We start from the raw sequence: 25,900 nt of genomic DNA, 5'->3' as shown, positions 1-25,900 counted from the left end.
CTATGGCGTACAGCGCGTAGCGCTCCGGTTGCGGAATTGACGGGTTCCTTATAACGCCCCCATCGTGTACAACAGGTCTACACCACTGAGTGGTGTAGACCACCACCGATGGAGGAAGTATGACAACCGCCACCGCGACGGCGGCCCCCACAAAGAAGTGGGGATCCGGTCTGTTCCAGGGCCTGCAGAAGGTCGGCCGCAGCCTCCAGCTCCCGATCGCCGTACTGCCGGCGGCTGGTCTGCTGATGCGCCTCGGCCAACCTGACGTCCAGGCGAAGCTTCATCTCCCGACGAACGTCGCGAAGGTCTTCGCCGGGGCGGGCGGCATCCTCTTCGACGGCTCGTTCGGCCTGCCGCTGCTGTTCTGCATAGGCGTTGCCATCGGCTTCGCGAAGAAGGCCGACGGCTCGACGGCCCTCGCGGCCCTGGTCAGCTTCCTCACCTACTACGCGGTGATCCACCAGTTCCCGATCAAGGACGGGCACGACGGGGCCACCTACACGTCGGTCGCCCCCTTCGGGGGTTTCTGGCAGAAGGGGCACGAGGCCGCGACGGCCGCGACCTTCCAGAACCCGGGCGTGCTCGGCGGCATCATCATCGGCCTGCTGACCGCCGTGCTGTGGCAGCGCTACCACCGCAAGAGGCTCGTGGACTGGCTGGGCTTCTTCAACGGCCGCCGGCTGGTGCCGATCATCACGGCCGTCGTCGGCGCCCTCCTCGGTGTCCTGGTCGTCCTCGGCTGGCAGCCCATCGGTGACGTCATCACCAACTTCGGCGAGTGGATGACCGGGCTCGGCTCCTTCGGCGCGGCGCTCTTCGGTCTCATCAACCGCGCGCTGATCCCCATCGGCATGCACCAGTTCGTGAACTCCGTGGCCTGGTTCCAGATCGGTGACTACACCAACTCCGCCGGCACCGTCTTCCACGGCGACCTGCCGCGCTTCTTCGCGGGCGACCCCACCGCGGGTATGTTCATGACCGGATTCTTCCCGATCATGATGTTCGGTCTGCCGGCCGCCGCCATGGCCATCGCGCACACGGCCCGTCCCGAACGCCGCAAGGCCGTGACCGGCATGATGGTGTCACTGGCTCTGACCTCGTTCCTCACCGGTGTCACCGAGCCGATCGAGTTCTCGTTCATGTTCATCGCCCCGGTCCTCTACGCGATCCACGCGGTGCTCACCGCCCTGTCGATGGCCGTGACGTGGTCGCTGGGCATGCACATGGGCTTCAGCTTCTCGGCCGGCTTCACGGACGTGTTCATCAACTGGGGCATCTCCACCAAGCCCTGGCTGCTGCTCCCGGTCGGCCTGGCCTTCGCGGCGATCTACTACTTCGTCTTCCGCTTCGCCATCGTCCGCTTCAACCTCCCCACCCCGGGCCGTGAGCCCGAGGAGGAGATCGAGGACCTCACGAAGGCGTGAGTCCCGGCAGTACACATGACGAAGGCCCCCGCGGCGGCGGGGGCCTTCTTCGCGTCGTACGGCCCTGAACGCCGTACGCGTGTCAGATCTCGTACGTCGCCCTCGGCACCGCGAGATCCACCGGGCCGTCGAAGACCTCGCGGGCGTCGGCGAGGTTCACGGCGGGGTCGGTCCACGGCGGGATGTGGGTGAGGACCAGGCGGCGGGCGCCGGCCCGGGCCGCGGTCTCGCCGGCCTCGCGGCCGTTGAGGTGCAGGTCCGGGATGTTCTCCTTGCCGTGCGTGAAGGCGGCCTCGCACAGGAACAGGTCGGTGTCCCGGGCCAGGCCCTCCAGCGCCTCGGTGACGCCGGTGTCGCCCGAGTACGTCAGGGACTTCCCGGCGTGTTCGACGCGGATGCCGTACGCCTCCACGGGGTGGCGGACCCGCTCGGTGTGGACCGTGAAGGGGCCGATGTCGAACGTGGACGGCTTCACCGTGTGGAAGTCGAAGACCTCGCTCATCGAGGAGGCGGTGGGGGTGTCGGCGTAGGCCGTGGTCAGGCGGTGCTCGGTGCCCTCGGGGCCGTAGACCGGAATAGGGGGGCACGGGCCGCCGTCGTGGCGGTAGTAGCGCGCCACGAAGTAGGCGCACATGTCGATGCAGTGGTCGGCGTGCAGATGGCTCAGGAAGATCGCGTCGAGGTCGTAGAGACCGCAGTGGCGCTGCAGCTCGCCCAGGGCGCCGTTGCCCATGTCGAGGAGCAGCCGGAAGCCGTCGGCCTCTACGAGGTAGCTCGAACAGGCCGATTCCGCGGACGGGAACGACCCCGAGCAGCCGACGACGGTGAGCTTCATGAAGCAGAAACCTCCGTTGGCGGAAACCCAGATGCGCTGGGAACTGGAGTCGGGAAAAAGGGCATGACGGGGGTCGTGCGGTTTGTCGAGCGTAAGGCGCAAAAGAGCCGGTCGCTCCTCCGCCAGGGGCCGTTGTGGGCGAACTCACCTGTGGTGTCACCGGTTCGGCTGGACCAGGGGCGTATGAGGATCGCGTAAGGGCGCGCGTCGATTATCTCGCGCCGGTAACGTCGTCGTATGGACACGTCATGGTGGCTCGCGCTCGCGGCAGTCGTCCTGCTGGCGCTGGTCGCCACGCTCGTCGACGGCTGGGGCAGGGGCCACCGTCCGCGCGGGCACCGCACCCGCCCGCCGGGGTATCCGCGCGGCACGCGCGGGCAGCTCGGACGGCCCCACCCGGGGGACATCTGGTGGGCCAACGTCCCCTACGAAGACGGTCCCGGCGCCAAGGACCGGCCCTGCCTGGTGCTGGCCGTGCGCGGCAACCGGGCCACGATCGCGAAGATCACCAGCAAGTACCACGACGAGCGCGCCGGGGTGATCCCGCTGCCGCCCGGCTCGGTCGGGGACGCCCAGGGCCGGCCGAGCTTCCTGGAGACGGACGAGCTGCGCGAGATCGCGGTGTGGGAGTTCCGGCGCCGGGTGGGCGTGGTCGACCCGGTGCTCTGGGACCAGGTACGGCACCTGGCCGGCTGAGGCTCACTCCACCCTTACGGTGACCTGCCACTCCTGGATGCCCTTGCAGGAGACCCGGCCGGGCGCGGTGGGCTCGGCGCACAGCGGGCGGGTGGAGGAGAGGGTCACGGTGCCGGAGGCTACCGCTTGGTAGGCGGCTCCGGCGTCGCTGCCGCGGAGCATGATCCCGTAGTTGATCTCCTTCAGGGCGGCCGTGTCCCCGGCCGCGGTGATCTTCTTCCAGGGGCGCTGCTCGGAGCCGGTCAGGGTGACCCGGAAGGCCCCGTCCTGGGCCAGGCAGAAGGTACGGCCGCTGTCGGCGGCGGTGAGATCCGAGGTCAGGGGCGTGCAGCCGGCGGAAGACCCACTGGCGGAAGGGGTGGGTGTCGAGGTCGCGCTCGGGGTCGGGGTCGGTTTCGCGGACACCGTGCCGCTGCCCTTGTCGCCGCCCCCGCCCTGGGAGCCGCAGCCCGCCAGCAGGAGCAGGCTCGCCGCGGCGAGAGACGCGCGGTGGAACGTCGTACGGCGCATGAGGTGTCCGCCTTTCCGTCGGGGTACGGACCCTTGGTGCCGATATGACGTATCCGCCGCTCATACGGATCCCGCACCCGGACGGCTTCCGGGCGCGGGATCCGGTCAGTTCACGGGCGGGGTCAGCCGGTCGTGACGGCGGTGTCGTCGACGACGAAGCTGGTCTGGAGCGAGGAGTCCTCGACACCGCTGAACTTCAGGGTGACGGTCGAGCCCGCGTAGGACCCGAGGCTGAAGGACTTCTGCACGTATCCGGTGGCCGCGTTGAGGTTGGAGTACGTGGCCAGGGTGGTCGAACCGGCGGTGACCGTCAGCTTGTCGTACTGGGTGCTGGTGGAGGTCTCGGCCGTGTCGACGTGCAGGTAGAAGGTGAACGTGGTGGCGGTGCAGCCGGACGGGATCGTCACCGACTGGGAGAGCGTGTCGGTGTGCGAGGAGCCGTAGCCGTCGAGCCAGGCGTAGTAGGAACCGGCGTGCGCCGACTCGCTGCTGGAGTTGGTGATGACTCCGCTGCTCGCCGTCCAGGTCGTGTTGCCCGACTCGAAGCCGGCGTTGCCGAGCAGCTGGGACGAGGAGCAGGTGCCGCCGCCGCTGGTGCTGACGGTCCAGGTGAAGGAGGCCGAGCCGGAGGCGCCGGTGGAGTCGGTCGCGGTGACGGTGGCGCTGTAGGTGCCCGCGGTGGACGCCGTACCGGAGATCAGGCCGGTCGAGCTGGAGATGGACAGGCCGGTGGGCAGGCCGGAGGCGCTGTAGGTGAGGGTCGCGCCCGCGCTGTCGGAGGCGGAGATCTGGAGGCTGACCGAGCTGCCGGTCGCGGTGGACTGGCTGCCCGGGTTGGTGACGGTCACCGTGTTGCCGGTGGTGGTGCCGGAGGTGAAGGCGGCGGTGCCGTTCGGGGTGCCCCAGCCGGTCGGGCCGTCGTAGCCGGTGCCGGCGGTGCAGAAGTACGAGGTGGTGCAGGAGCCGTTGTTGCCGCTGGTGACGTCGTACAGGTTGCTGGTGTGCGAGTACGGGTACTTCGCCGGGTAGTCGCTGGAGCCCGGGGTGCCGGCGAGGGCGTAGACGCCGGCGATGATCGGCGAGGAGGCGCTGGTGCCGCCGTAGACCGCCCAGCCGGAGCCGCCGTAGGTGTCGTAGACCGCCACGCCGGTGGCCGGGTCGGCGACCGCGGAGACGTCGGACTCCATGCGCTTGGTGCAGCCGGTGTCGGTCTGCCAGCTCGGCTTCGAGTCGTAGGCGGAGCAGCCGGAGCCGGTGCCCTCGGAGGAGCTGGTCTTCCACACGGACTCGGTCCAGCCGCGGGTGCTGGAGGAGGTGGACAGCGCGGTGCCGCCGACGGCGGTCACGTACTGGGAGGTCGCCGGGTACTCGGCGCCGTAGTCGGAGTCGCCCGCGGAGACGGTGATCGCGACACCCGGGTGCTTGAAGTACGAGGTGTCCTCGCTGGTCTGGGAGGAGGACTCGGAGCCGCCCCAGCTGTTGGAGACGAACTTGGCGCCGAGCGCGACGGCCTCGTTCTCGGCGGTGCCGAGGTCGGAGTCGGTGGCGGAGCTGGCCTCGACGAGGATGATGTTGCAGTTCGGGCAGACGGCGCTGACCATGTCGATGTCGAGCGCTTCCTCGCCGGCCCAGCCGGAGTCGTTCGTCGGCAGCGAGGTCGTCGAACCGGTCTGGCTGACCTGCTTGAAGCAGCCGTTGGCGACGGTGCACGCCGACAGGCCGTACGTGGAGCGGTAAGTGGCCAGGTCGGAGGCGGCGTTGGGGTCGTTGTAGGCGTCGACCACGGCGACGGTCAGGCCGGAGCCGCCCGTCGAGGGCAGGTTGTAGGCGCTGTGCAGGTTGGTCGGGCTCAGGCCGGAGGGGGCGGCGGCGAGCGCGGCGGCCAGCTGCTGCTTGATGTCGGTGCGGCGCTGCGCGAAGCAGTTGACCTCACCGGGCCTGCTGACGGTGGCGCACAGGTGCTTGGTGGGCACCTTCTGCCCGGCCTTGCCGGTGCTGTGCACGGCCTGGCGGGCGGGGTCGGTGAGGGCCTTGGAGTTCTGGGCGGCCCGGGTGGTCTGGGCGGTGGCCTGGGGGGCGATGGCGTGCGCCGGCGCCTGTGCCTGTGCGGTCGGTGCCGCGACGAAACCGGAGACGGCGAGGGCGAGGGCGGGGAAAGCGAAGGCCAGGAGTCTTCGCAGGCTCCGTCGTGATTCACGCATGGGGGTACTGCCTCCATCGGTGGGGTTACAAGGCAGGCCCGTGACGCGCGTAGCGGCGGCAGAGTGCGGCGTCATGAGCATGACACTTCGAACACCCTGGGATGCCGATGTGCGTGGCATGACAGGACGGTGAGGAACCTAGCGGGGTTCACCGGGGACCGGTTCCCCCGGACGAAGATCTTTGCTCCGCCATAGGAAGCGCTTAGCCCCCTCATAGGAGGGGGTTGGCGCGTACATGATGAGCACTATGCCCAGAGCTGACCCTGGAGGGTCTCGATGGCTTCCTCGGTCGTGGCGGCGGTGTACACGCCGGTCGACAGGTACTTCCAGCCGCCGTCGGCGACGACGAACACGATGTCCGCGCTCTCGCCGGCCTGGACGGCCTTCTTCCCGACGCCGATCGCGGCGTGCAGCGCGGCGCCGGTGGAGATGCCCGCGAAGATGCCCTCCTGCTGGAGCAGGTCCCGGGTCCGGGTCACCGCGTCCGCGGAGCCGACCGAGTAGCGGGTGGTGAGCACGGAGGCGTCGTACAGCTCGGGCACGAAGCCCTCGTCGAGGTTCCTGAGCCCGTACACGAGGTCGTCGTACCGGGGTTCGGCGGCGACGATCTTCACGTCCGGCTTGTGCTCGCGCAGATACCGGCCGACGCCCATCAGCGTGCCGGTCGTCCCGAGCCCCGCGACGAAGTGCGTCACGGACGGCAGGTCGGCGAGGATCTCCGGACCGGTGGTCGCGTAGTGCGCACCGGCGTTGTCCGGGTTCCCGTACTGGTAGAGCATCACCCAGTCGGGATGCTCGGCGGACAGCTCCTTCGCCACCCGCACGGCGGTGTTGGAGCCGCCCGCGGCCGGGCTGGAGATGATCTCCGCGCCCCACATCCCCAGCAGGTCCCGCCGCTCCTGCGAGGTGTTCTCGGGCATCACGCAGACCATGCGGTAGCCCTTGAGCTTGGCGGCCATGGCGAGGGAGATGCCGGTGTTCCCCGACGTCGGCTCCAGGATGGTGCAGCCCGGGGTCAGCCGGCCGTCCTTCTCGGCCTGCTCGATCATGTGCAGGGCGGGACGGTCCTTGACCGAGCCGGTCGGGTTGCGGTCCTCCAGCTTGGCCCAGATCCGGACGTCGGCGGACGGCGAGAGCCGCGGCAGGCGCACCAGGGGGGTGTTGCCGACCGCGGCCAACGGGGAGTCGTAGCGCATGCCGATCTCAGGCCATGCCGCCGGCGACGGCCGGCAGGATCGTCACGGTGTCGCCGTCGGTGAGCTTGGTGTTGATGCCGTCGACGAAACGGACGTCCTCGTCGTTCAGGTACACGTTGACGAAGCGGCGCAGCTTGCCGTCGTCCACGATGCGGGCGTGGATGCCGGCGTGCCGGGTCTCGAGGTCGTTGAAGAGGTCGGCGATGGTGTCACCGCTGCCCTCCACCGCCTTCTGACCGTCGGTGTACTGGCGGAGGATGGTCGGGATGCGGACCTCGATGGCCATGGTTGCGGGCTCCTGTCGGGAAGTCTGGGTGGTTGGGCGCGCACAGCAGCACGCCGCGGCTCATGGCCGTACGGCGGCAGGGAAACGTCAACAGATGGCGCTGTTCAGCCTGCACAGATCGACGTGCAGCCGCGCCACGAGCAGGGTGCCCCGCGCCTTGTCGCCCACGTCGTTCAGAACCATGGGGTCATCGTATCGATTCCCGGCCGGTGTTCCGGAGTGTGATTCCGCATGATGGACGAATTCTGACCGAACTTCGAGACGAGGCCCAGGACAGCCGACCCAGGGGCGCGAGGCTGTACCAATATGCGGCTCCGCCGCGTGGGCGCGACCAGCGAGGCGATGGATCGTTGCCGGGCCGGGTAGCCAACCAAGGGGCGCGGGGCTGTATCGATATGCGGCTCCGCCGCGTGGGCGCGACCAGCGAGGCGATGGATCGTTGCCGGGCCGGGTAGCCAACCAAGGGGCGCGGGGAACTGCGCGATCAGCCCCCACCGGCCCGCAGGTGACCACCGGCCGGTCCGGCACCGCCGAAATCCGCCGTCGCGGCTGAGCGCCGTCGCGGCGGAGCAGGGGTAGCGGCGGAGCAGGGGGGAGCGGCGGAGCAGGGGTAGCGGCGGAAAAAGGCACCGGAGGAAGGTCGGCGGCGGAGACACGGCACCGGCGGAAGGTCGGCGGCGGAGAGGAAGGTCGGCGGCGGAAAGGTCAGTACGTCTCGACGATGCTGATCTCCTCCTCCGTGACCTCGCCGTCCACGATGCGGTACGAGCGGAACTGGAAGTCGCCGAGGCCGTCGGTGTCGGCGGTGGAGACGAGGACGTAGTGGGCGCCGGGCTCGTTGGCATAGCTGATGTCGGTCCGGGACGGGTACGCCTCCGTCGCCGTGTGGGAGTGGTAGACGACCACCGGCTCCTCGTCACGGTCGTCCATCTCCCGGTACAGCTTGAGAAGGTCGCCGGAGTCGAACTCGTAGAACGTCGGGGACATCGCCGCGTTCAGCATCGGGATGAACCGCTCGGGGCGGTCCGAGCCCGCCGGGCCCGCGACGACGCCGCACGCCTCGTCGGGGTGGTCCTTGCGCGCGTGGGCGACGATCTGGTCGACGAGGGCCTGGGTGATGGTCAGCATGGTCGCCAGGATAAGCAGAAGGGCCGTCCCGTACCGAGGGCTGGTACGGGACGGCCCAGATGCCGGACGTCCTGAGCGGCTGCCGCAGGGGGCGCCACGAGTGCTCCCTGCGGCGGGACGTCCTGGAGGGGGTGGTCAGTTCACCTTCTCCAGCGGTGCCGGCGCGCGGCGCTCGGCGACCTCGGGGTTGCGGTTCTTCAGGACCAGCCAGCCGACGCCGAGCGCGGCGGCCCAGCCGGCCATCACGTACAGGCAGACGCGGGAGTCGGCGTCGTACGCGATCAGGCAGGTGACGAAGAGGAGGAAGGCGATCGCGATCCAGCTGCACTTCGCGCCGCCGGGGGCCGGGAAGGCGGAGGCGGGGAGGCGGCCGGCGTCGACCGCGCGTCGGTAGAGGACGTGGCTGATCAGGATCATCAGCCAGGTCCAGATGCCGGCCGCGGTGGCGACGGAGGTGACGTAGCCGAACGCCTTCTCCGGGACGACGTAGTTGAGGATCACGCCGATGCCCATGAAGAGGACCGAGACGGTGATGCCGAGCGCCGGCGTCTTCGACGCGGACAGCTTGCGGAACACGGCCGGGGCCTCGCCGCTGTCGGCCAGGTTCCGCAGCATGCGGCCCGTGGAGTACATGCCGGAGTTGCAGGAGGACAGGGCGGCGGTGAGGACGACGAAGTTGACGATGCCGGCGCCCGCCGGGATGCCGATCTTCGCGAAGGCCGCGACGAACGGGGAGACGCCCGGGGCGAACTCCGTCCACTTCACGACGCAGAGGATCACCGTGAGCGCGCCGACGTAGAAGAGGGCGATGCGCCAGGGGAGGGTGTTGATCGCCTTGGGGAGGGTCTTCTCCGGGTTCTCCGACTCGCCGGCGGTGACGCCGACCAGCTCGACCGCGAGGTAGGCGAACATGACGCCCTGAAGGGTCATCAGGGAGGAGCCGACGCCCTTGGGGAAGAAGCCGTCGAACTGGTAGAGGTTCGCGACCGAGGCGGTGTCGCCGGCGGCGCTGAAGCCGAAGGTGAGGACGCCGAGACCGATCACGATCATGCCGATCAGGGCGGTGACCTTGACCATGGAGAACCAGAACTCCAGCTCTCCGAAGACCTTCACCGAGATCAGGTTGACCCCGAAGAGGATCACCAGGAAGACCAGCGCGGTCACCCACTGCGGGACCGACGGGAACCAGTAGTTCACGTAGATCGCAGCGGCCGTCAGTTCGGCCATGCCGGTGACGACCCACATCAGCCAGTACGTCCAGCCGGTGAAGTAGCCGAAGAACGGGCCGAGGAACTCGCGGGAGTACTCGGCGAAGGAGCCGGAGACCGGACGGTAGAGCAGGAGCTCGCCGAGGGCCCGCATGATGAAGAAGACGATGGCGCCGGCGAGGGCGTACATCAGGATGAGGCTGGGTCCCGCCTTGGCGATGTTCGCCCCGGCGCCCAGGAAGAGCCCGACGCCGATGGCGCCGCCGATGGCGATCATCTGGACCTGGCGGCTGCCGAGCCCGCGCTCGTACCCCTCTTCGGAGGCTTCGGAGGTCCCGGAGGACTTCTCCGACGTGTCGACCTGAGCGGAGGTCATGTGTGGTGTGCGCCTTTCTCCATGCCGACCCGGGCCTCTCGTCGGCCTCGGATCGGGTTTCGATCCCCCCGGATTGCTGGAGCGAGCGGGCTCGGGGAAGTCCGGGTGCGCTCCCGCGTCGGTCGGTGCGTGCTGTCGGCGTGCCGGACGAAGGTCCTCGTGGCGGAGCCACGTGGGCCTTTGGCCGGTGCGGCGAGAGTGCGTGCCGGGCGGCGTGGGGGCGTGCTCGGGCTTCCCCGGGTCCGCTAAGCCTGACCGGTGGTGGCCGGTTCGGTGGCGCACCCGGACGTACACGTGGGTGGTGTTCGCCGGGCGGTCGTGAAGATTTATCACGGCCGCAACACTGATCACCGGGTTCCGCCGAGAGGGATTGTGGCGCACACCACTGGAAGAACCGGACAAAGTGCGGCCGAAAAGGTCATACCAGGCCGCAACGGTGACGGGATCGTTATCCGGATTTGAGCGTCCTCTGAGCGAACGCAAAATAAGGACGGATTACGGCATAAGGGTCGCGACCAGGGTCTCCTGGAGGCCGCCGAGCCACAGGTACGCCATCACCATCGGCTTGCGCGGGTCCTCGTCCGGGAGCCGGTAGAGCAGGTCGGTGTCGTCCTCGTCGGTGATGTCGAGGCGGGAGCCGATCGCGAGGCGCAGGTCGGTGAGGGCGCCGAGCCACTGCCGGGACTCCTCGGGCGTCAGCTTGAGGACCGCGTCGCCCTTCTCCTCCGGGACGAGGGCGTCCAGGGAGCGGATCACCGCGAGGGCGGTCCCCCGCTTGCCGGCCCTGAGGTCGTTCTCGGTGTAGCGGCGGAACTCGGCGGAGTGGGCCTGCCGCTCCTCGGCCTCCTCCGGGGTCTGCGGGAGCAGCTCCGGGTCGCTGTAGGCGTCCGGGAAGAGCCGGCGCAGCACCGGGTCGGTCGGCGCCTCGCTGGGACCTTCGGCGAACAGTTCGGCGAGCGGGTCGTCGGGGGCGTCCTCGGCGGGACCGGGGCCGATGAGTTCCAGGAGCTGGACGGCCAGCGACCGGATGATGGAGATCTCGACATCGTCGAGCGCGACGGCCGCGCCGCCGCCGGGGAGCGGTTCGAAGATTCCTGGCATGGAGGGGATTCGCTGCTTCCGGAGCTGATCGAGGGGCCGGTCGGTGGGCCGAGCGGCGCGTGTGGCTACTTCCGGTCCTGCTGGAGGGTCGCCCACAGGCCGTAGCCGTGCATCGCCTGCACGTCGCGTTCCATCTCCTCGCGACTGCCGCTGGAGACGACCGCCCGGCCCTTGTGGTGGACGTCCAGCATGAGCTTGGTGGCCTTGTCCTTGGGATAGCCGAAGTACGTCTGGAAGACGTACGTCACATAGCTCATGAGGTTGACGGGGTCGTTGTGCACGATCGTGACCCACGGGACGTCGGGCTCGGGGACGGCGAAGACCTCCTCCGCCGACTCGGTGCGTTCGATCTCTACGGGAGCGGGTGACGTCACAAGGCCCATGCTGCCACGGGCCCCTTAAATCGTCACACTGACACAAAGGGGTGTAGCATCTGTTGCCGTGCTGCATACGTCGGGGGACACCCCCCGAACCCCCGGCCGGCCTGGGGACCCCCGGAGAGACATAGCTAGGAGAGCTGTCGTGGATGTAGCGGACCTTGGGCTGCCGGTGGACGTCCCGTCGACGGCGCTCTTCACGGACCAGTACGAGCTGACGATGTTGCAGGCCGCCCTGAAGGCGGGTACGGCCGAGCGGCGGAGCGTCTTCGAGGTCTTCACCCGACGGCTGCCCGACGGGCGTCGCTACGGCGTCGTGGGGGGCACCGGACGCGTCCTGGACGCGGTGGAGAACTTCCGCTTCGACAACGGCGTCCTCGGCTTCCTGGCGGAGCGGAAGATCGTCGACGGGCCGACCCTGGAGTGGCTCGCCGGCTACCGCTTCAGCGGCGACATCTGGGGCTACCCCGAGGGCGAGGCCTACTTCCCGGGCTCGCCGATCATGCGGGTGGAGGGCTCCTTCGCCGAGTGCGTGCTCCTGGAGACCGTGATCCTCTCCATCCTCAACCACGACTCCGCGATCGCGGCCGCCGCCTCCCGCATGTCCTCGGCCGCCGGGGACCGCCCGCTGATCGAGATGGGCGCCCGCCGCACCCACGAACTGGCCGCGGTCGCCGCCTCCCGCGCCGCCTACGTCGGCGGCTTCGCCACCACCTCCGACCTCGCCGCCGGCTTCCGCTACGGCATCCCCACCGTCGGCACCTCCGCCCACGCCTTCACCCTGCTCCACGACCACGAGCGCGACGCCTTCCGCGCCCAGGTCGACTCGCTCGGCCGGGGCACGACCCTGCTGGTCGACACCTACGACGTCGCCGAGGCGGTCCGTACGGCCGTGGAGGTGGCCGGGCCCGAGCTGGGCGCGGTCCGCATCGACTCCGGCGACCTGCTGCTGGTCGCCCACCGGGTGCGCCAGCAGCTGGACGAGCTCGGCGCCCGGGACACGAGGATCATCGTCACCTCCGACCTCGACGAGTACGCCATCGCCTCCCTGGCCGCCGCCCCCGTGGACGCGTACGGCGTCGGCACCCAGCTGGTCACCGGCTCCGGGCACCCCACCTGCTCCATGGTCTACAAGCTGGTCGCCCGCGCCGAGTCCGCCGACCCGAAGGCACCGCTGGTGCCGGTGGCGAAGAAGTCGACGGGCGGCAAGACCTCCGTCGGCGGCCGCAAGTGGGCGGCGCGGCGGCTGGACGCCGACGGGGTGGCGGAGGCCGAGGTCGTCGGCACCGGCGAGGTCCCGGCCGGCCTGGTCGACCGGCAGCTCCTGATCGAACTGGTGAAGTCCGGCGAGGTCGTCGCCCGCGAACCCCTGGACGCGGCCCGCACCCGGCACGCGGCGGCCCGCGCGAATCTGCCGCTCTCCGCGACGCAGCTCTCGCGCGGGGAACCGGTCATTCCGACGGAGTACGTGCAGGGGCGCTCGGGTAGCTAGAGCGAGTGCCCGCGTACGCGCCCCGCAAAGCCCCCTCCCCTACGCCCCCGTAAGTCTCTACGCTCATAGGTTCAGGCCGGGCCCGCACCCCTTCTTTCCGCGTCTCTCCCGTCGACGGACCCGATATCGAATGCGAAGGACACCGACCATGCGCCGCGCCTTGATCGTCGTCGATGTGCAGAACGACTTCTGCGAGGGAGGCAGCCTCGCGGTGGCCGGGGGCTCCGACGTGGCCGCCGCGATCACGGAGCTGATCGGGCAGGCGCCCGCCGGCTACCGCCACGTGGTGGCGACCCGCGACCACCACATCGCGCCGGGCGGCCACTTCGCCGACAACCCCGACTACGTCCGCAGCTGGCCGGCGCACTGTGTCGCCGGCACCGAGGGGGTGGGCTTCCATCCGAACTTCGCCCCGGCGGTCGCCTCCGGGGCGGTGGACGCGGTGTTCAGCAAGGGGGCGTACGCCGCGGCCTACAGCGGCTTCGAGGGCGTCGACGAGAACGGCGTCAAGCTGGCGGAGTGGCTGCGCGCCCGCAAGATCGACGAGGTGGACGTGGTGGGCATCGCCACGGACCACTGCGTGCGGGCCACCGCTCTGGACGCCGCGCGGGAGGGCTTCCGCACCCAGGTCCTCCTCGACCTCACGGCCGGCGTGGCGGAGGCGACGACGGAACGCGCCCTGGAGGAGCTGCGAGAGGCGGGCGTGGAACTGACGGGCAAGCCGGTGGTCTGACCCTCATTTCCGCCGCAACGGCGCCCAGCCACGACGGCGGATTCCGGCGGTGCCGGACCGGCCGGTGGGCACCTGCGGGCCGGTGGGGGCTGGTCGCGCCCACGCGGCGGAGCCGCATATCGACACAGCCCCGCGCACCTGGGTCGGCTGCTCCGCCCGGCGCTGAAAGCCCGCGCCCCTTGGTTGGCTGCCCGGCCCGGCAACGATCCAGCGCCTCGCTGGTCGCGCCCACGCGGCGGAGCCGCATATCGACACAGCCCCGCGCCCCTGGGCCGGCTGCTCCGCCCGGCGCTGAAAGCCCGCGCCCCTTGGTTGGCTGCCCGGCCCGGCAACGATCCAGCGCCTCGCTGGTCGCGCCCACGCGGCGGAGCCGCATATCGACACAGCCCCGCGCCCCTGCGTTGGCTGCTCCGCCCGGCGCTCGCAGTCGAGCCCCGCGCTCCCCAGCTGGGCTAGGCCGCCGTCGGTCTGCGGAGGAGGGATCTGATCGGTCTCCAGAGTTCCAGTGGTGTGACACCGTTGTCAGGGGTCGTTCGCCATATCAGGCCGTCGGGGTGGTGGAGGACGGCCGTGATCTCGTCCGGGGTCGGTGGGGCGGCGTTGCCCCGCAGGTAGACCGCTCGCATGCCCAGGTTGCGGAGCCTGGTCAGGGCCCTGGCGCGGTTGTGGGCGTGGACCAGTACCCGGACGGCGGACGAGCCGTCCGCCGTAGCGGGGCTGGGCAGGTTCAGCGCCACCACCACTCTGCCGTTCGGCAGCTTGCAGAACCCTCCTGCGGCCATGCGGTCACACCCCCGTGCGTGTCGGTGTCAATAAGAAAGCCACAGGACGCACCTAAGCACGAGCGGCGGCGACCCGCCAAGGGGTCGCCGCCGATACGTGTCTGACCTGCGGAAATGCGTATTACTTCACCGCAGGGCCGACCTGGAGGGAGATCGTCGAGCCGTCCCGGGCCTCCGTGACGATGTTGATCTTCGTGTTGGTGTCAGTGATCTTGACGCCGCCGGCCGGGTTCGAGGCGTCGTAGTAGTCGCTCTTGTGGTCGTTGAAGACCGACACCCCGGACGACTGCTTGATCTTGGTCGCCACGTCCGCCTTGTGGAGGGTGATGCCGTCGCTCGCGTAGAGGCTGAACGGCGAGTCGTAGGCCTGGATGCGGTTGCGCATCAGCGTGCCGTCGGACCACTTCAGCGGTGTGGGGTGCGAGTCGATCGGGAGGATGAGACCCGTGCCGGGGTGGACGCTGGTGTTGTCGTCCGCCTCGGAGGTGTCCCACTTCCAGATCAACAGGCCGTTCTGGTACGGGTAGTGCTCCACCCAGTCCGGACGGGTCGTGGAGAAGCCGTAGTTGTACGGGCCGACCTTGAGGGTCTTGTCGTACGACACGTACTGGCGGTTCTCCGCGATGTAGTACTGCGCGTAGTCCTTGGTGAAGGACGCGCCGATGCGGGAGAAGCCGGAGGCGGTCCAAGCGGCGTCCGCCGACTCGGCGTTGTCGGAGAAGACCGTCGACCCGTCCGCGGTCAGCGTGATCTCGTCGGCCGCGAAGCCCTTGAGGGCGACCCCGCCGTCGGTCTGGTAGCGGAAGCGGAGCTGGATCTCCTGGCCCGCGTAGGCGTCCAGCGGGTACGACAGCTTGGTGTACGCGTCGGCCGAACCGGTGAGCGCCGGCTTGTCGCTGCCGTCGCGCGGGAGGGCCGCGCCGTTCACCGTGCCGTCCAGGGCGGTCCAGTTGGCGCCACCGTCGGTGGAGACCTCGGTGTAGAGGTAGTCGTAGCCCGACTCGATGTCGTACCAGCCGTCCAGGTTCAGCGTCGCGGACGACTTGCCGGTCAGGTCGACGTCGCGGGTCAGCGTGTTCTTGAGGTTGTCGCCGCTGCCGCTCCACCACTGGGTCGAGCCCTGGGCGGGAGTGACGACGGTGGTGGTGACCGCCTTGTCGGGGAGGGAGACCACCAGGGCCTGCTTGTTCTTGGTGTTGTACTCGGCGACGCCCAGCTTGGTGCTGGACTTCGTGCCCGCCTTGGCCACGCCGTAGTTGAGCCAGCCGAGCTGGAGCTTGTCCCAGGCGTTCATGTCGCCCGGCAGGTCGCCGATGGCCTCCTTGCCGGTGCCCAGCCAGGAGCCGGAGGACATCAGGGTCCAGAAACCGGTGGAGTTCTCGCCGCCGTTGGTGTCGTACTCGTCCGGCAGGCCGAGGTCGTGGCCGTACTCGTGGGCGTAGACGCCGAGTCCGCCGTTCTCCGGCTGCATGGTGTAGTCGCCGACCCAGATGCCGGTGTCGCCGACCTGGGTGCCGCCGAGCTTGTTGTCGGCGGGGCCGGTGGCGCCGGCGTCGGTGCCGAAGGCGTACCAGCGGTGCGCCCAGATCGCGTCGGTGCCCTGGGCACCGCCGCCCGCGGACTCGTCCTCGCCGGCGTGCACGATCTGGAAGTGGTCGACGTAGCCGTCGGGCTCGTTGAAGTTGCCGTCGCCGTCGTAGTCGTAGCGGTCCCACTGGTCGTACTGGGCGAGGTCCGCCTTGATGGCGGCGTCGGACTCGCCGGCTGCCTTCTGGTCGGCGACCCAGGCGTTCAGGCCGTCGCGCACCAGGTTCCAGACGCTGGAGCAGGTGGTCGAGCCGCAGGCGTTGTTGCCGTAACGGGCCTCGTTGTAGGGGACCTTGACCCAGTCGGTGACCTCACCGTCGACCGAGTAGCGGCCCGAGGACTGCTTCTCGTAGTACTTCTTCAGCGACTCGGTGTTCTTGCCGGTGCCGAAGTAGAGGTCCTGGAAGTGGGCCTGGTTGTAGTCCGCCTGCCACGCCGTGGAGTTGTCCTTGGTGCGGTCCGGCTGGGCTATCTGGTTGTGCAGCGGGCCCGCCGTGCCGTTGTACCGGGGGTCGGTCTGGTCGCCGAACTCCACCAGGATCGTGAAGATCTTGTCGGTCTTCTCGCGGCCGAGCTCGACGTATTTGCTGTCGCCCTTCTTGCCCTTGAGCTGGACGACCTTCGAACCGTCGCGCTCCTTGACCTGGGCCTTGCCGGATATGACCTGGTCGAGGGCCTCCTGGCGCTGGGCCTCCTGGGTCTTGCTCAGGGGGCCGTCGAGGTCGTGCTCCTCCTGCTTCGTCGACGGGTCGTGCCGGTCGACGGTGCTGGTGGTCGCCACCGGAGTCGCGGCCTCCGCGACCGCGAAGGTGGCGAAGCCCACGGAGGCGGTCGCGAGCGTCACGCCGACGGCGAGCGCTCTGAACGTCCAGGGTCTGCTGGTCACTTGAGTTCCTCCCCTGCGCCGCGCGCACGGCAAGGGGGACCGGGTGGTGGTTGGGGGTCCGTGCGCGCACGTTCAACGCGTCGATTCAAGTGACGATATTTGACTACTGGTTTACGAGAAAAGACAGATCTTGACTCGGACAGTTCAACTGCACTATGCGGAGCGGTAGTTCGCTTTACGGACGCCGGACGCGACGGTACCCCCGAAGGGCCTCGCCCAACCGGCGCGCATATGCCTCCGGTTGCCGTATGCCATGCGACCGTGCGCCCCCTGTGCACCGGTACCGTGGGTTAGGTCACGCTTACCGGCCGTTCCAGTCGGGCATGCACGCGAATAGAGTCGAACGGTGGAACGCCCGGAAGCCGGTGGAAACCAAGGCCGGTTCCCCGTCTCACCCCCATATCTCCCGAGGACACGATTGCCATGCCTCGTCCGACCCCGGCACAGCTCGTCTACGGTTCGTGCACCGTGATCTGCTCGACGCTCGCCATGCTGCTGCTGTCACAGACGAGTTCGGGCATCGGGATCGCGGTCATCGCGCTCGCCGCGCTCGGTCTGGGACTGCTGGTCGCCATGACGATCCCGCTCCCCCGGCCGCACACGGTCGCACAGTCCGAGCCCGTCCCTGTCGCACTGCCCGAGGTGCGGGTCCCCGTACGCCGGGAGACCGTGGCCGCCGCCACGGCCGAGCCCGTCCGGGAGCCCACCGCGCCCTGACGTACGCACACCAGTGAAGTCGGCGGGTCCGTGAGACTGACGGACCCGCCGACTGCTTGTGCGCCCCCTGTGCCGGCCCCGCTATGGGTTCGTACTGACCACGACCGTCTTCGCGGCCTTGTCGTGCAGCCCCTGTTTGTACGGCTTGTCGAAGAAGCTCCAGCCGCCGCAGATCACCGTCCAGATGCAGGCGCAGCAGAAGGCGAACGGCACCCACAGCACCAGGGCGCGCAACAGCGAGGTCTGGGCGGTGGGCGTGGCGCCGTCGGCCAGGTTGGCGACCCGCATGCCGAGCCACTTCATGCCGAGGGTCTGCCCGGACTTGGCGATCAGCAGGGTGTCGTAGCCGACGAACAGGACGGCGGCGACGAGCGACTGGGCGAAGGACCGGCCGGCCGAGATCTTGTCGCCGTTCATCTGGTACTCGCTCACCCCGAACGCCCAGGTGACCAACGCGACCACGATTCCCACCAGGATCATGTCGATGATCCGCGCGAGGGTGCGCTTGGCGCTGTCGGCGAGCGGCGGCATCCCGGCGAGCGGATCGTCGGGGTAGCCGCCGGTTCCGCCACCGCCTCCGTAAGGGCCACCGCCTCCGTAAGGGCCACCGCCCCCGTGGGGGCCGCCGCCCGCACCGTAGGGGCCGCCGCCGTAGGAGGGCGGCGGGGGCTGCGAGCCGCCGTACGGGGTGTCGTACGGCGAGCCCGGCCCCTGGCCCTCGCTCTGGCCCGGCGGGGGCTGCTTCCGGAACGGATCGTCCTCCGGCTGCTCTCCGGAGCCGGGGGGCGGGGGCGGTTCGCTGCTCATGGCCCGAGTGGACCGCGAACCCGCCTGGCCCGCATCCGGCGAGCGGCCGTACGGAGTACGACGGCCCGTCAGCCGGCGACGAAGGTGTGCGCCGCCTTGTCGTGCCAGCACTGGTGCCAGGGCCGGTCGAACAGACACCAGGCGACGCCGACGATCCCGATGCCGAGCAGTCCGGGCACGGTGTACACCAGCCAGCGGCGCAGCGCGGCGCCGAAGGCGGGCGGCTCGTGGCCCTCGATGTCCCGTACCTCCAGGCCGAACAGCTTCTTGCCGAGCGTGCGCCCCCACTTGGCGGTGGGCAGCACCTCGTAGAGGACGCCGACGAGGAGCAGGACGGCGAGCACGATCCCGAGGTACAGGCCGGTGGTGCCGTCCAGCAGCCAGACGGTCTCGGTACGGCCGGAGAGCTTGGCCGCGTCGATCTTGTCCTGCACGTGGGCGGCGGCCTTGGTCCCGAACGGTACGGCGGCGGCCGCGGTCACCGCGCCGACGACCAGGCTGTCGACGAGCCGGGCCGCGAACCGCTTGCCGAGCCCGGCGGGCCGGGCCGCCGCCTGTCGCCGGGCGGCCGCCTGGAAGACGTCCTCCACCGGCGGCTTCCAGGGGGCGGCCTGCGGGTCACCGGCGAGCTGGTGCACCTGCTGCGCCCAGGAGGACTGCCCGCCGCCGGCCCCGGAGGCCATGGGGGTGGCCGGGGTCGCGGGAGCCATCGGGGACTGGGGCGCGGCGGACTGCTGCGGGGGGACGGCGGGGGCGACGGCCTGAGGGGCGGGCTGGGCCTGGGCGGGCTGGCCCTGGGCCGCGGCGGCGCGGGCGGCGGCCGCCTTTCCGGCGCCGAAACCGGGGCGCGTGCTGCCGCCGGCGCCGGGGGCACCGACCGGCCCCTGGGCACCGAAACCGGCCGCACCGGACCCGGGGCCGGGCGTGCCCTCGCCCCGGATCGGCCGGAACGTCATCGTGCCGTCGTCCATGGGCGGCTGGGCGGCCGGCGGGGTCCCCGCCGGGCCGACCGTCGGCCTGCGGAAGACGAACGTGCCGCCGGAGTCGACGTCCCCCTGGTCCGCCGGCGGGATCGTCGCCGTGCCGTCGGTGCGGGCGGACCGGCCGTCCGGCTGGGCCGGGGAGCCCGCCGCCCGGGGGTCGGTGCCCCAGGCGCCCCCGCCGTCCCCCCAGCCGGAGGCGCCGCCCGGCTGCGGGTCCTCGTCGAAGAAGTGCGGGCCGGTCTCCTCGACCGCCGAGGCCGCCGGGGCCGCAGGGGAAGCCGGGGCCGCGGTGCGGGAGCCGGGCGGCGCGACGAGGGGTTCGCCGCCGGACGGGGCCGGGCGGCTGGTGCCCGGCACCCACGCGGCGCCGTTCCAGTAACGGACGTAGCCGGGGATGGACGGGTCCGGGTAGTAGCCCTCGCGGGGCCGTTCGTCACCGGGTGCCGGGGTTGGGGCGGTCATGTCCGTCATCCCGTATCTGCTCGGGGGTCATGTGGGAGCCTCCACATCTATCAGACCCGGGTGCCCGCCAGTGCCAGTCCCGCAGGACCCGCCCCTTTCCGGGCAGCCCTGTGCACCCCTTTCACCGCATCGGAAAAAAACTTCCCGGAACCCGCGTAATGCTCGCGGCCCCAGCCTCTCTCCACTCGTACGGGCCCACCGCAGGCGCCCGTGCGACTGACCGAGAGAGGAAACGGACGTCATGCATCACACCGTGGTGGAGCGCGAACTGGAGCTGCGGCTCATCCTGTCCCCCGAGCGGAGCATCCCGGTCCCGGCCCGGCTGACCTACCGCTCCGACGACCCGTACGCCGTCCACGTCGGCTTCCACATCAACTCCGAGTTCCCGGTCCACTGGACCTTCGCCCGCGATCTGCTCGTGGAGGGGGTGTTCCGGACGTGCGGGCACGGGGACGTGCGGGTGTGGCCGACGAAGTCGGAGGGCCGCAGCGTCGTGCTGATGGCGCTGAGTTCACCCGACGGTGACGCCCTGCTCGAAGCACCGGTCCCCCAGGTGTCCGCCTGGCTGGAGCGGACGCTGCGGGTGGTGCCCCCGGGGACCGAGGGCAGGCAGCTGGGGATCGACGAGGCGCTCGACCAGCTGCTCGCCCAGTGAGGGCCCCGCCGCATGGGGGCCGGGGGAGATCAGAACAGCTTGCCCGGATTGAGGATGCCCAGCGGGTCGAAGACGTTCTTCACGGCCCGCTGCATCTCCACTCCCACCGGCCCGATCTCGCGGGCCAGCCACTCCTTCTTCAGGACGCCGACACCGTGTTCGCCGGTGATGGTGCCGCCGAGTTCCAGGCCGAGGCCCATGATCTCGTCGAAGGACTCGCGGGCCCGGCGGCACTCGTCGGGGTCCTGTGCGTCGAAGCAGACCGTGGGGTGGGTGTTGCCGTCGCCCGCGTGGGCGACGACCCCGATGGTCAGGCCGTGCTTCTCCGCGATCCGCTCGACGCCCTCGATCATGTCGCCGAGCCGGGAGCGGGGCACGCACACGTCGTCGATCATCGTGGTGCCCTTGACGGCCTCCAGGGCGACGAGCGAGGACCGGCGGGCCTGGAGCAGGAGTTCGGACTCGGCGGCGTCGTCGGCGGGGACCACCTGGGTGGCGCCCGCGGCCTCGCAGAGCTCGCCGACGGCGGCCAGGTCGGCGGCCGGGTCCGGGGTGTCGAAGGCGGCGAGGAGCAGCGCCTCGGTGGACTCCGGCAGGCCCATCCGGGTGAGTTCGTTGACCGCCTTCACGGTCGTACGGTCCATCAGTTCGAGCAGGGACGGCACGTGACCGCCCGCCATGATCCGGCACACCGCGTCGCAGGCGGCGGCCGCGGAGGCGAACTCGGCGGCCAGCACCAGCTGCTGCGGCGGCTTGGGCTTCAGAGCGAGCACGGCCCGTACGACGATGCCGAGCGAGCCCTCGGAGCCGACGAACAGCCGGGTGAGGTCGTAGCCGGCGACGCCCTTCGCCGTACGGCGGCCGGTGGACATCAGCCGCCCGTCCGCGAGGACGACGTCCAGACCCAGCACGTACTCGGCGGTCACCCCGTACTTCACGCAGCACAGGCCGCCCGAGGCCGTCCCGATGTTGCCGCCGATCGTGCACATCTCCCAGCTGGAGGGGTCCGGCGGGTAGTAGAGGCCGTGCTCCTCGACCGCGCGGGAGAACGTCGCGTTGACGACCCCGGGCTCGACGACCGCGATGCGGTCCACCGGGGAGATCTCCAGGACGCGGTCCATCTTCGTCAGGGACAGCACGATGCAGCCGTCGGTGGCGTTGGCCGCGCCGGACAGGCCGGTGCGGGCGCCCTGCGGGACGACCGGGACACGCAGCTCGGTGGCGACGCGCATGACGTGCTGGACATGCTCGACGGTGCGGGGCAGCACTACGACGGCCGGGACACCGGCCGGGCAGAAGCTCGCCATGTCGTTGGCGTAGGAGGCGGTCACGTCGGGGTCGACGAGGACCGCGTCGGCCGGCAGACCCGCGAGGAGCCGGTCGGTGAGGTTGCTGGTGGCCTCGTCCCGAGGCGCTTCGATACGGCTCATGATCACAGCGTCGCACCCGGGGCCATCGGTGTGAACCCCACAGGTGCCGTCCTTGGGCCGCACGGATGCGGTCGTCATATTGACGCACAGTAAGCATCATGTGCGCGCTGGATAACCGACCGTCCCCACCGGCCACCTCGCTGCTCCCCGAACCGGCGCCGCCGCGCCGCCGCCGTGGCCGGGTGCTGCGGCGGCTGCTGGTCGTGGCGCTGGCGGGCGGGGTGGCGGCGGGCGGCACGCTGATGCTGCGGCCGCGCGAGCCGCACCGGGCCGCGCCGGACCCGGCCGCCGGGCCACGGGCCCAGGCGGCCGCGCAGGCGGCGGCCCTCGCCGCGGCGCAGACGGCCGTCGTCAACGGCCTGCCCGCCGCGCTGCCCGACCTCACGACGCTCATCGGCGCCCGCGAGGCGCGGGTACGGGCGCAGCCGAGGGACGCGGGGGCCTGGGCGGTGCTCGGGGCCGCGTACGTCGAGCGGGCGCGCCGGAGCGCCGACACGGGCGACTACCCCCGGGCCGAGCGCGCGCTGCAGACCTCCCTCAAGGTGGCCGGCAGGAACAACACCGAGGCGCTGAGCGGACTGGCGCGCCTGGCCGTGGCGCGCCGGGACTTCCCGGCGGCCAAGCAGTTCGGCGAGGAGGCGCTGAAGACGGCGCCGAAGCGGTGGTCGGCGTATCCGGTGCTGATCGACGCGTACGACGGGCTCGGCGACTACAAGGCGGCCCGGTCCGCGCTGGACAAGATGACGGCGCTGAAGGTCGGGGCGGACGTGAAGCCGGCGGTGATGGCGCGGGCCTCGGCGGTGTACCGGGACCGGGGCTGGCGCGAGGACGCGGTGGCCCAGGTGACCGACGCGGCGGCGGCCGCCCGGACCCCCGCCGAGCAGGCCGCGTATCTCTGCCAGGCCGGACAGCTGGCCTGGGAGCGGGGTGACCGTGAGGACGCGCTGCAGCACTTCACGGCGGCCGTACGCCTCGACCCCGAGCAGTCGGCCGCGCGGGCCGGGCAGGGGCGGGCGCTGGCCGCGCTGGGCCGGACGCAGGAGGCGCTGACCGCCTACCAGGGGTCGCTCGCGCACCGGCCGACTCCCCAGGTGGCCCTGGAACTGGCCGAGTTGTACGAGTCGCTGGGGATGGGCCGGCAGGCGGAGTCGCAGTACGGGCTGCTGCGGACACAGGTGCGCCAGGAGCTGGAGGCCGGGGTCGACGACGATCTGGTGATCGGGCAGTACGAGGCGGACCACGGGGACGCCCAGGAGGCGGTGCGGCGGCTGACGGCCGAGTGGGAGCGCCAGCCCGGCATCGAGGTCGCGGACGCCCTGGGGTGGGCGCTGCACCGGGCCGGCGACGACAAGGAGGCGCTGCGGTACGCCGAGGTCGCGACGGACTCGACGAAGGGCGGCGGGGTCCGCAGCGCGCTGTACGCCTTCCACCGGGGCATGGTCGAACGCGACCTGGACCTCGAAGCACCGGCCCGCCGCCACCTCCAGGACGCCCTGCGGACCAACCCCTACTTCTCGCCTCTCCAGGCCCCGGCGGCCCGCGCCACCCTCACCGCCCTCGGCAACCAGCCGCCGAACGAGGAGCTGCCCCAGTAGGGCGGGGCCGGGTCACAGGTTGCCGCGACGGTCCTGTTCCCGTTCGATCGCTTCGAAGAGGGCCTTGAAGTTGCCCTTGCCGAAGCCCATCGAGCCGTGGCGTTCGATGATCTCGAAGAAGACCGTCGGGCGGTCCTGGACCGGCTTGGTGAAGATCTGGAGCAGGTAGCCGTCCTCGTCCCGGTCGGCGAGGATCCTCAGCTCGCGCAGGGTGTCCAGCGGCACCCGGGTGTCGCCGACCCACTCGCCGAGGGTGTCGTAATAGGTGTCCGGGGTGCTCAGGAACTCGACGCCGGCCGCGCGCATGGTCCGTACCGTCTCGACGATGTCGTTCGTGTTGAGCGCGATGTGCTGGACGCCCGCCCCGCCGTAGAACTCCAGGTACTCGTCGATCTGGGACTTCTTCTTGGCGACGGCGGGCTCGTTGATCGGGAACTTGACCTTGAGGGTGCCGTCGGCGACCACCTTCGACATCAGCGCGCTGTACTCGGTGGCGATGTCGTCGCCCACGAACTCCTTCATGTTCGTGAAGCCCATGACCCTGTTGTAGAAGCCGACCCACTCGTTCATCCGGCCGAGTTCGACGTTGCCGACGCAGTGGTCGACGGCCTGGAAGGTGCGCCGGGCAGGCGGTGCGACGATCGGGGACGCGGCGACGAACCCCGGGAGGTACGGGCCGTCGTAGCCGGTCCGCTCCACGAGGGTGTGCCGGGTCTCGCCGTACGTGGCGATCGCCGCCAGCACCACCGTGCCGTGCTCGTCCTTCAGCTCGTACGGCTCGGCCACCGACCGCGCGCCGTGCTCGACCGCGTATGCGTACGCGGCGCGGGCGTCCGGGACCTCGATGGCGAGGTCGACGACCCCGTCGCCGTGCTCGGCCACATGGCGGGACAGGAAGTGGCCCCACTCGGTGTCCGGCCTGATGACGGAGGTGAGGACGAACCTGGCCGAGCCGTTCTCCAGGACGTAGCTCGCGGTCTCGCGGCTGCCGTTCTCCGGTCCGGAGTACGCGACCAGCCGCATGCCGAAGGCGGTGGAGTAGTAGTGCGCCGCCTGTTTGGCGTTGCCCACGGCGAAGACGACCGCGTCCATTCCCCTGACCGGGAAGGGGTCGTCCTGCCGGGCGGTCGCAACGGGAGTGTGGTGTGTGGTCTGCGTCATGTCCGAAGGGTGAACCCGGCACACAAGGTGCGCAATAGATACCGTTTCTACTGGGCAGTATGCTCAGCACTACGGCCGTAATGGCGGACTTTCTGTACAGGATGACCATCCGGAGGCGGGCATGGCGATCGATCATCTGGACGGGCGGATCCTGGTGCTGCTGGCCCGGGAGCCGCGCATCGGGGTCCTGGAGATGTCCCGGCGGCTGGGCGTGGCCCGGGGGACCGTGCAGGCGCGTCTCGACCGGCTTCAGTCGAACGGAGTGATCCAGGGATTCGGCCCCCAGGTGGATCCGGCGGCCCTCGGCTACCCGGTCACCGCGTTCGCCACCCTGCAGATCCGGCAGGGCCAGGGCCCGGACGTGCGGGCGCACCTGGCGACCGTGCCGGAGGTGCTGGAGCTGCACACCACCACCGGCACCGGCGACATGCAGTGCCGTCTGGTGGCCCGCTCCAACGCCGACCTCCAGCGGGTGATCGACCGGGTCGTCGGATTCGAGGGCATCGTCCGGGCCTCCACGGCGATCGTGATGGAGAACCCCGTTCCGCTGCGGATCATCCCGCTGGTGGAACAGGCCGCGGCGGACAGCGAAGGGACGACCTGACCGGGCGCGGGAGTTCCAAAGAAGTCGATGCAAAAGAGGTGTTGCAAAGGAGCCTTTGCATAGCTATCTTTGTACACATGACGGAGCACGAGGAACGCAAACCGCGCCGGCTGGACGCCCGCTCCCTGCGGGGGCTGGCACATCCGCTGCGGATGCAGCTGCTGGACGCCCTGCGGCAGCACGGTCCCGCCACCGCGTCCCAACTGGCCGAACGGCTGGGCGAGTCCAGCGGCGCGACCAGCTACCACCTGCGCCAGCTCGCCGAACACGGCTTCGTCGAGGACGCCCCGGAGCGCGGCAAGGGCCGGGAGCGGTGGTGGCAGGCGGCGGACCAGGGCATCGCCTACGACAGCGCGGACTTCGAGGACGCGAGTCCCGAGATACGGGGACTGACGGAGGTCTTCCTGCAGGAGGCCGCCGCACGTCACGCCCGCGAGCTGGCCGCCTGGCTCGGCACCCGTGACCGGTGGTCCCAGGCCTGGACCCGCTCCTCCGACATGAGCGACATGGGTCTGCGACTCACCCCCGACCTCGCCCTCGAACTGATCGAGAAGATGCACGCCCTGGTCGACGACTACCGGGACCGGGTCCCCGACAAGGACACGCCGGAGTCACAGCAAGTACGCGTCCACACGCACCTCTTCCCCATCGAGACGGACTGAGAGGCA

25 protein-coding genes are annotated in these 25,900 nt (G+C 70.4%); 9 read left to right on the top strand and 16 right to left on the bottom strand.

What is annotated here, in order from left to right; genetic code table 11:
* Positions 1–119 precede the first annotated feature (119 nt).
* Positions 120–1,424, top strand: a complete 1,305-nt coding sequence (locus tag SSP29_RS44450) for a PTS transporter subunit EIIC (RefSeq protein ID WP_089106672.1) — start codon at positions 120–122, stop codon at positions 1,422–1,424.
* Between the two features lie 82 nt (positions 1,425–1,506).
* On the opposite strand, the gene SSP29_RS44445 is transcribed toward SSP29_RS44450, so the two are convergent.
* Positions 1,507–2,259, bottom strand: a complete 753-nt coding sequence (locus SSP29_RS44445; protein WP_089106671.1) for an MBL fold metallo-hydrolase — start codon at positions 2,257–2,259, stop codon at positions 1,507–1,509.
* 237 nt (positions 2,260–2,496) lie between these two features.
* Here SSP29_RS44445 and SSP29_RS44440 point away from each other — a divergent pair, with 237 nt between their 5' ends.
* Positions 2,497–2,955: a type II toxin-antitoxin system PemK/MazF family toxin gene (locus SSP29_RS44440; RefSeq protein WP_089106670.1), complete on the top strand. Its 459-nt coding sequence runs from the start codon at positions 2,497–2,499 to the stop codon at positions 2,953–2,955.
* Positions 2,956–2,958: 3 nt separating this feature from the next.
* Here SSP29_RS44440 and SSP29_RS44435 read toward each other — a convergent pair whose 3' ends face one another.
* From SSP29_RS44435 to clpS, 9 genes are all read right to left on the bottom strand, one after another.
* Positions 2,959–3,465, bottom strand: coding sequence for a hypothetical protein (locus tag SSP29_RS44435; protein WP_089106669.1), 507 nt, complete (start codon positions 3,463–3,465; stop codon positions 2,959–2,961).
* A gap of 122 nt (positions 3,466–3,587) precedes the next feature.
* Entirely contained in the window at positions 3,588–5,666 is a 2,079-nt protein-coding gene (locus SSP29_RS44430; RefSeq protein ID WP_089106668.1) for a putative Ig domain-containing protein, read from the bottom strand.
* 245 nt (positions 5,667–5,911) lie between these two features.
* Positions 5,912–6,862 (bottom strand): PLP-dependent cysteine synthase family protein, encoded by a 951-nt coding sequence (locus SSP29_RS44425; RefSeq protein WP_089106667.1) that lies wholly within the window; start codon positions 6,860–6,862, stop codon positions 5,912–5,914.
* Between the two features lie 7 nt (positions 6,863–6,869).
* On the bottom strand, positions 6,870–7,148 hold the full coding sequence (locus tag SSP29_RS44420; RefSeq protein WP_089106666.1) for a MoaD/ThiS family protein: 279 nt from the start codon (positions 7,146–7,148) through the stop codon (positions 6,870–6,872).
* An 87-nt stretch (positions 7,149–7,235) separates the two neighbouring features.
* Positions 7,236–7,331, bottom strand: a complete 96-nt coding sequence (locus SSP29_RS61435; RefSeq protein ID WP_350784557.1) for a putative leader peptide — start codon at positions 7,329–7,331, stop codon at positions 7,236–7,238.
* Between the two features lie 522 nt (positions 7,332–7,853).
* Positions 7,854–8,276: a M67 family metallopeptidase gene (locus SSP29_RS44415; RefSeq protein WP_089106665.1), complete on the bottom strand. Its 423-nt coding sequence runs from the start codon at positions 8,274–8,276 to the stop codon at positions 7,854–7,856.
* Positions 8,277–8,411: 135 nt separating this feature from the next.
* Positions 8,412–9,860: an amino acid permease gene (locus SSP29_RS44410; RefSeq protein ID WP_089106664.1), complete on the bottom strand. Its 1,449-nt coding sequence runs from the start codon at positions 9,858–9,860 to the stop codon at positions 8,412–8,414.
* A 495-nt stretch (positions 9,861–10,355) separates the two neighbouring features.
* The gene (locus tag SSP29_RS44405) at positions 10,356–10,961 is read right to left on the bottom strand and encodes a DUF2017 domain-containing protein (protein WP_089106663.1); all 606 of its coding nucleotides are present in this window, start codon (positions 10,959–10,961) and stop codon (positions 10,356–10,358) included.
* 65 nt (positions 10,962–11,026) lie between these two features.
* Positions 11,027–11,344: an ATP-dependent Clp protease adapter ClpS gene (gene clpS, locus SSP29_RS44400; protein ID WP_089106662.1), complete on the bottom strand. Its 318-nt coding sequence runs from the start codon at positions 11,342–11,344 to the stop codon at positions 11,027–11,029.
* Between the two features lie 139 nt (positions 11,345–11,483).
* Between clpS and SSP29_RS44395 the strand changes: the two genes are divergently transcribed.
* Positions 11,484–12,830, top strand: coding sequence for a nicotinate phosphoribosyltransferase (locus tag SSP29_RS44395; RefSeq protein ID WP_089106661.1), 1,347 nt, complete (start codon positions 11,484–11,486; stop codon positions 12,828–12,830).
* Between the two features lie 148 nt (positions 12,831–12,978).
* On the top strand, positions 12,979–13,563 hold the full coding sequence (locus SSP29_RS44390; protein WP_089106660.1) for a nicotinamidase: 585 nt from the start codon (positions 12,979–12,981) through the stop codon (positions 13,561–13,563).
* Between the two features lie 452 nt (positions 13,564–14,015).
* Here the strand turns inward: SSP29_RS44390 and SSP29_RS44385 are convergent, their stop codons facing one another.
* Both SSP29_RS44385 and SSP29_RS44380 read right to left on the bottom strand, forming a co-directional pair.
* Positions 14,016–14,345, bottom strand: a complete 330-nt coding sequence (locus tag SSP29_RS44385; RefSeq protein ID WP_089106659.1) for a hypothetical protein — start codon at positions 14,343–14,345, stop codon at positions 14,016–14,018.
* 121 nt (positions 14,346–14,466) lie between these two features.
* Entirely contained in the window at positions 14,467–16,818 is a 2,352-nt protein-coding gene (locus tag SSP29_RS44380; protein WP_089106658.1) for an immune inhibitor A domain-containing protein, read from the bottom strand.
* 423 nt (positions 16,819–17,241) lie between these two features.
* Between SSP29_RS44380 and SSP29_RS44375 the strand changes: the two genes are divergently transcribed.
* Entirely contained in the window at positions 17,242–17,535 is a 294-nt protein-coding gene (locus SSP29_RS44375) for a hypothetical protein (protein WP_089106657.1), read from the top strand.
* Between the two features lie 81 nt (positions 17,536–17,616).
* Here SSP29_RS44375 and SSP29_RS44370 read toward each other — a convergent pair whose 3' ends face one another.
* Positions 17,617–18,342, bottom strand: coding sequence for an RDD family protein (locus SSP29_RS44370; RefSeq protein ID WP_089106656.1), 726 nt, complete (start codon positions 18,340–18,342; stop codon positions 17,617–17,619).
* Positions 18,343–18,410: 68 nt separating this feature from the next.
* On the bottom strand, positions 18,411–19,787 hold the full coding sequence (locus SSP29_RS44365) for an RDD family protein (RefSeq protein ID WP_089106703.1): 1,377 nt from the start codon (positions 19,785–19,787) through the stop codon (positions 18,411–18,413).
* 241 nt (positions 19,788–20,028) lie between these two features.
* On the opposite strand from SSP29_RS44365, the gene SSP29_RS44360 reads away from it, so the two are divergent.
* Positions 20,029–20,442 carry an SsgA family sporulation/cell division regulator gene (locus SSP29_RS44360; protein ID WP_089106655.1) on the top strand — a complete coding sequence of 138 codons (414 nt, stop codon included), beginning with the start codon at positions 20,029–20,031 and terminating at the stop codon, positions 20,440–20,442.
* Positions 20,443–20,471: 29 nt separating this feature from the next.
* On the opposite strand, the gene SSP29_RS44355 is transcribed toward SSP29_RS44360, so the two are convergent.
* Positions 20,472–21,878, bottom strand: coding sequence for an FAD-binding oxidoreductase (locus tag SSP29_RS44355; protein ID WP_089106654.1), 1,407 nt, complete (start codon positions 21,876–21,878; stop codon positions 20,472–20,474).
* Between the two features lie 92 nt (positions 21,879–21,970).
* On the opposite strand from SSP29_RS44355, the gene SSP29_RS44350 reads away from it, so the two are divergent.
* Positions 21,971–23,467: a tetratricopeptide repeat protein gene (locus SSP29_RS44350; protein ID WP_089106653.1), complete on the top strand. Its 1,497-nt coding sequence runs from the start codon at positions 21,971–21,973 to the stop codon at positions 23,465–23,467.
* 12 nt (positions 23,468–23,479) lie between these two features.
* Here SSP29_RS44350 and hppD read toward each other — a convergent pair whose 3' ends face one another.
* Positions 23,480–24,628, bottom strand: a complete 1,149-nt coding sequence (gene hppD / locus SSP29_RS44345; RefSeq protein WP_089106652.1) for a 4-hydroxyphenylpyruvate dioxygenase — start codon at positions 24,626–24,628, stop codon at positions 23,480–23,482.
* Positions 24,629–24,749: 121 nt separating this feature from the next.
* Here hppD and SSP29_RS44340 point away from each other — a divergent pair, with 121 nt between their 5' ends.
* Both SSP29_RS44340 and SSP29_RS44335 read left to right on the top strand, forming a co-directional pair.
* On the top strand, positions 24,750–25,232 hold the full coding sequence (locus SSP29_RS44340) for an Lrp/AsnC family transcriptional regulator (RefSeq protein WP_089106651.1): 483 nt from the start codon (positions 24,750–24,752) through the stop codon (positions 25,230–25,232).
* A 77-nt stretch (positions 25,233–25,309) separates the two neighbouring features.
* Positions 25,310–25,894 (top strand): ArsR/SmtB family transcription factor, encoded by a 585-nt coding sequence (locus SSP29_RS44335; protein WP_089106650.1) that lies wholly within the window; start codon positions 25,310–25,312, stop codon positions 25,892–25,894.
* Positions 25,895–25,900 lie beyond the last annotated feature (6 nt).

The organism is Streptomyces hyaluromycini, from assembly GCF_002217755.1.
Taxonomy (GTDB): Bacteria; Actinomycetota; Actinomycetes; order Streptomycetales; family Streptomycetaceae; genus Streptomyces; species Streptomyces hyaluromycini.
This window is presented reverse-complemented; position numbering and strand designations above follow the sequence as displayed.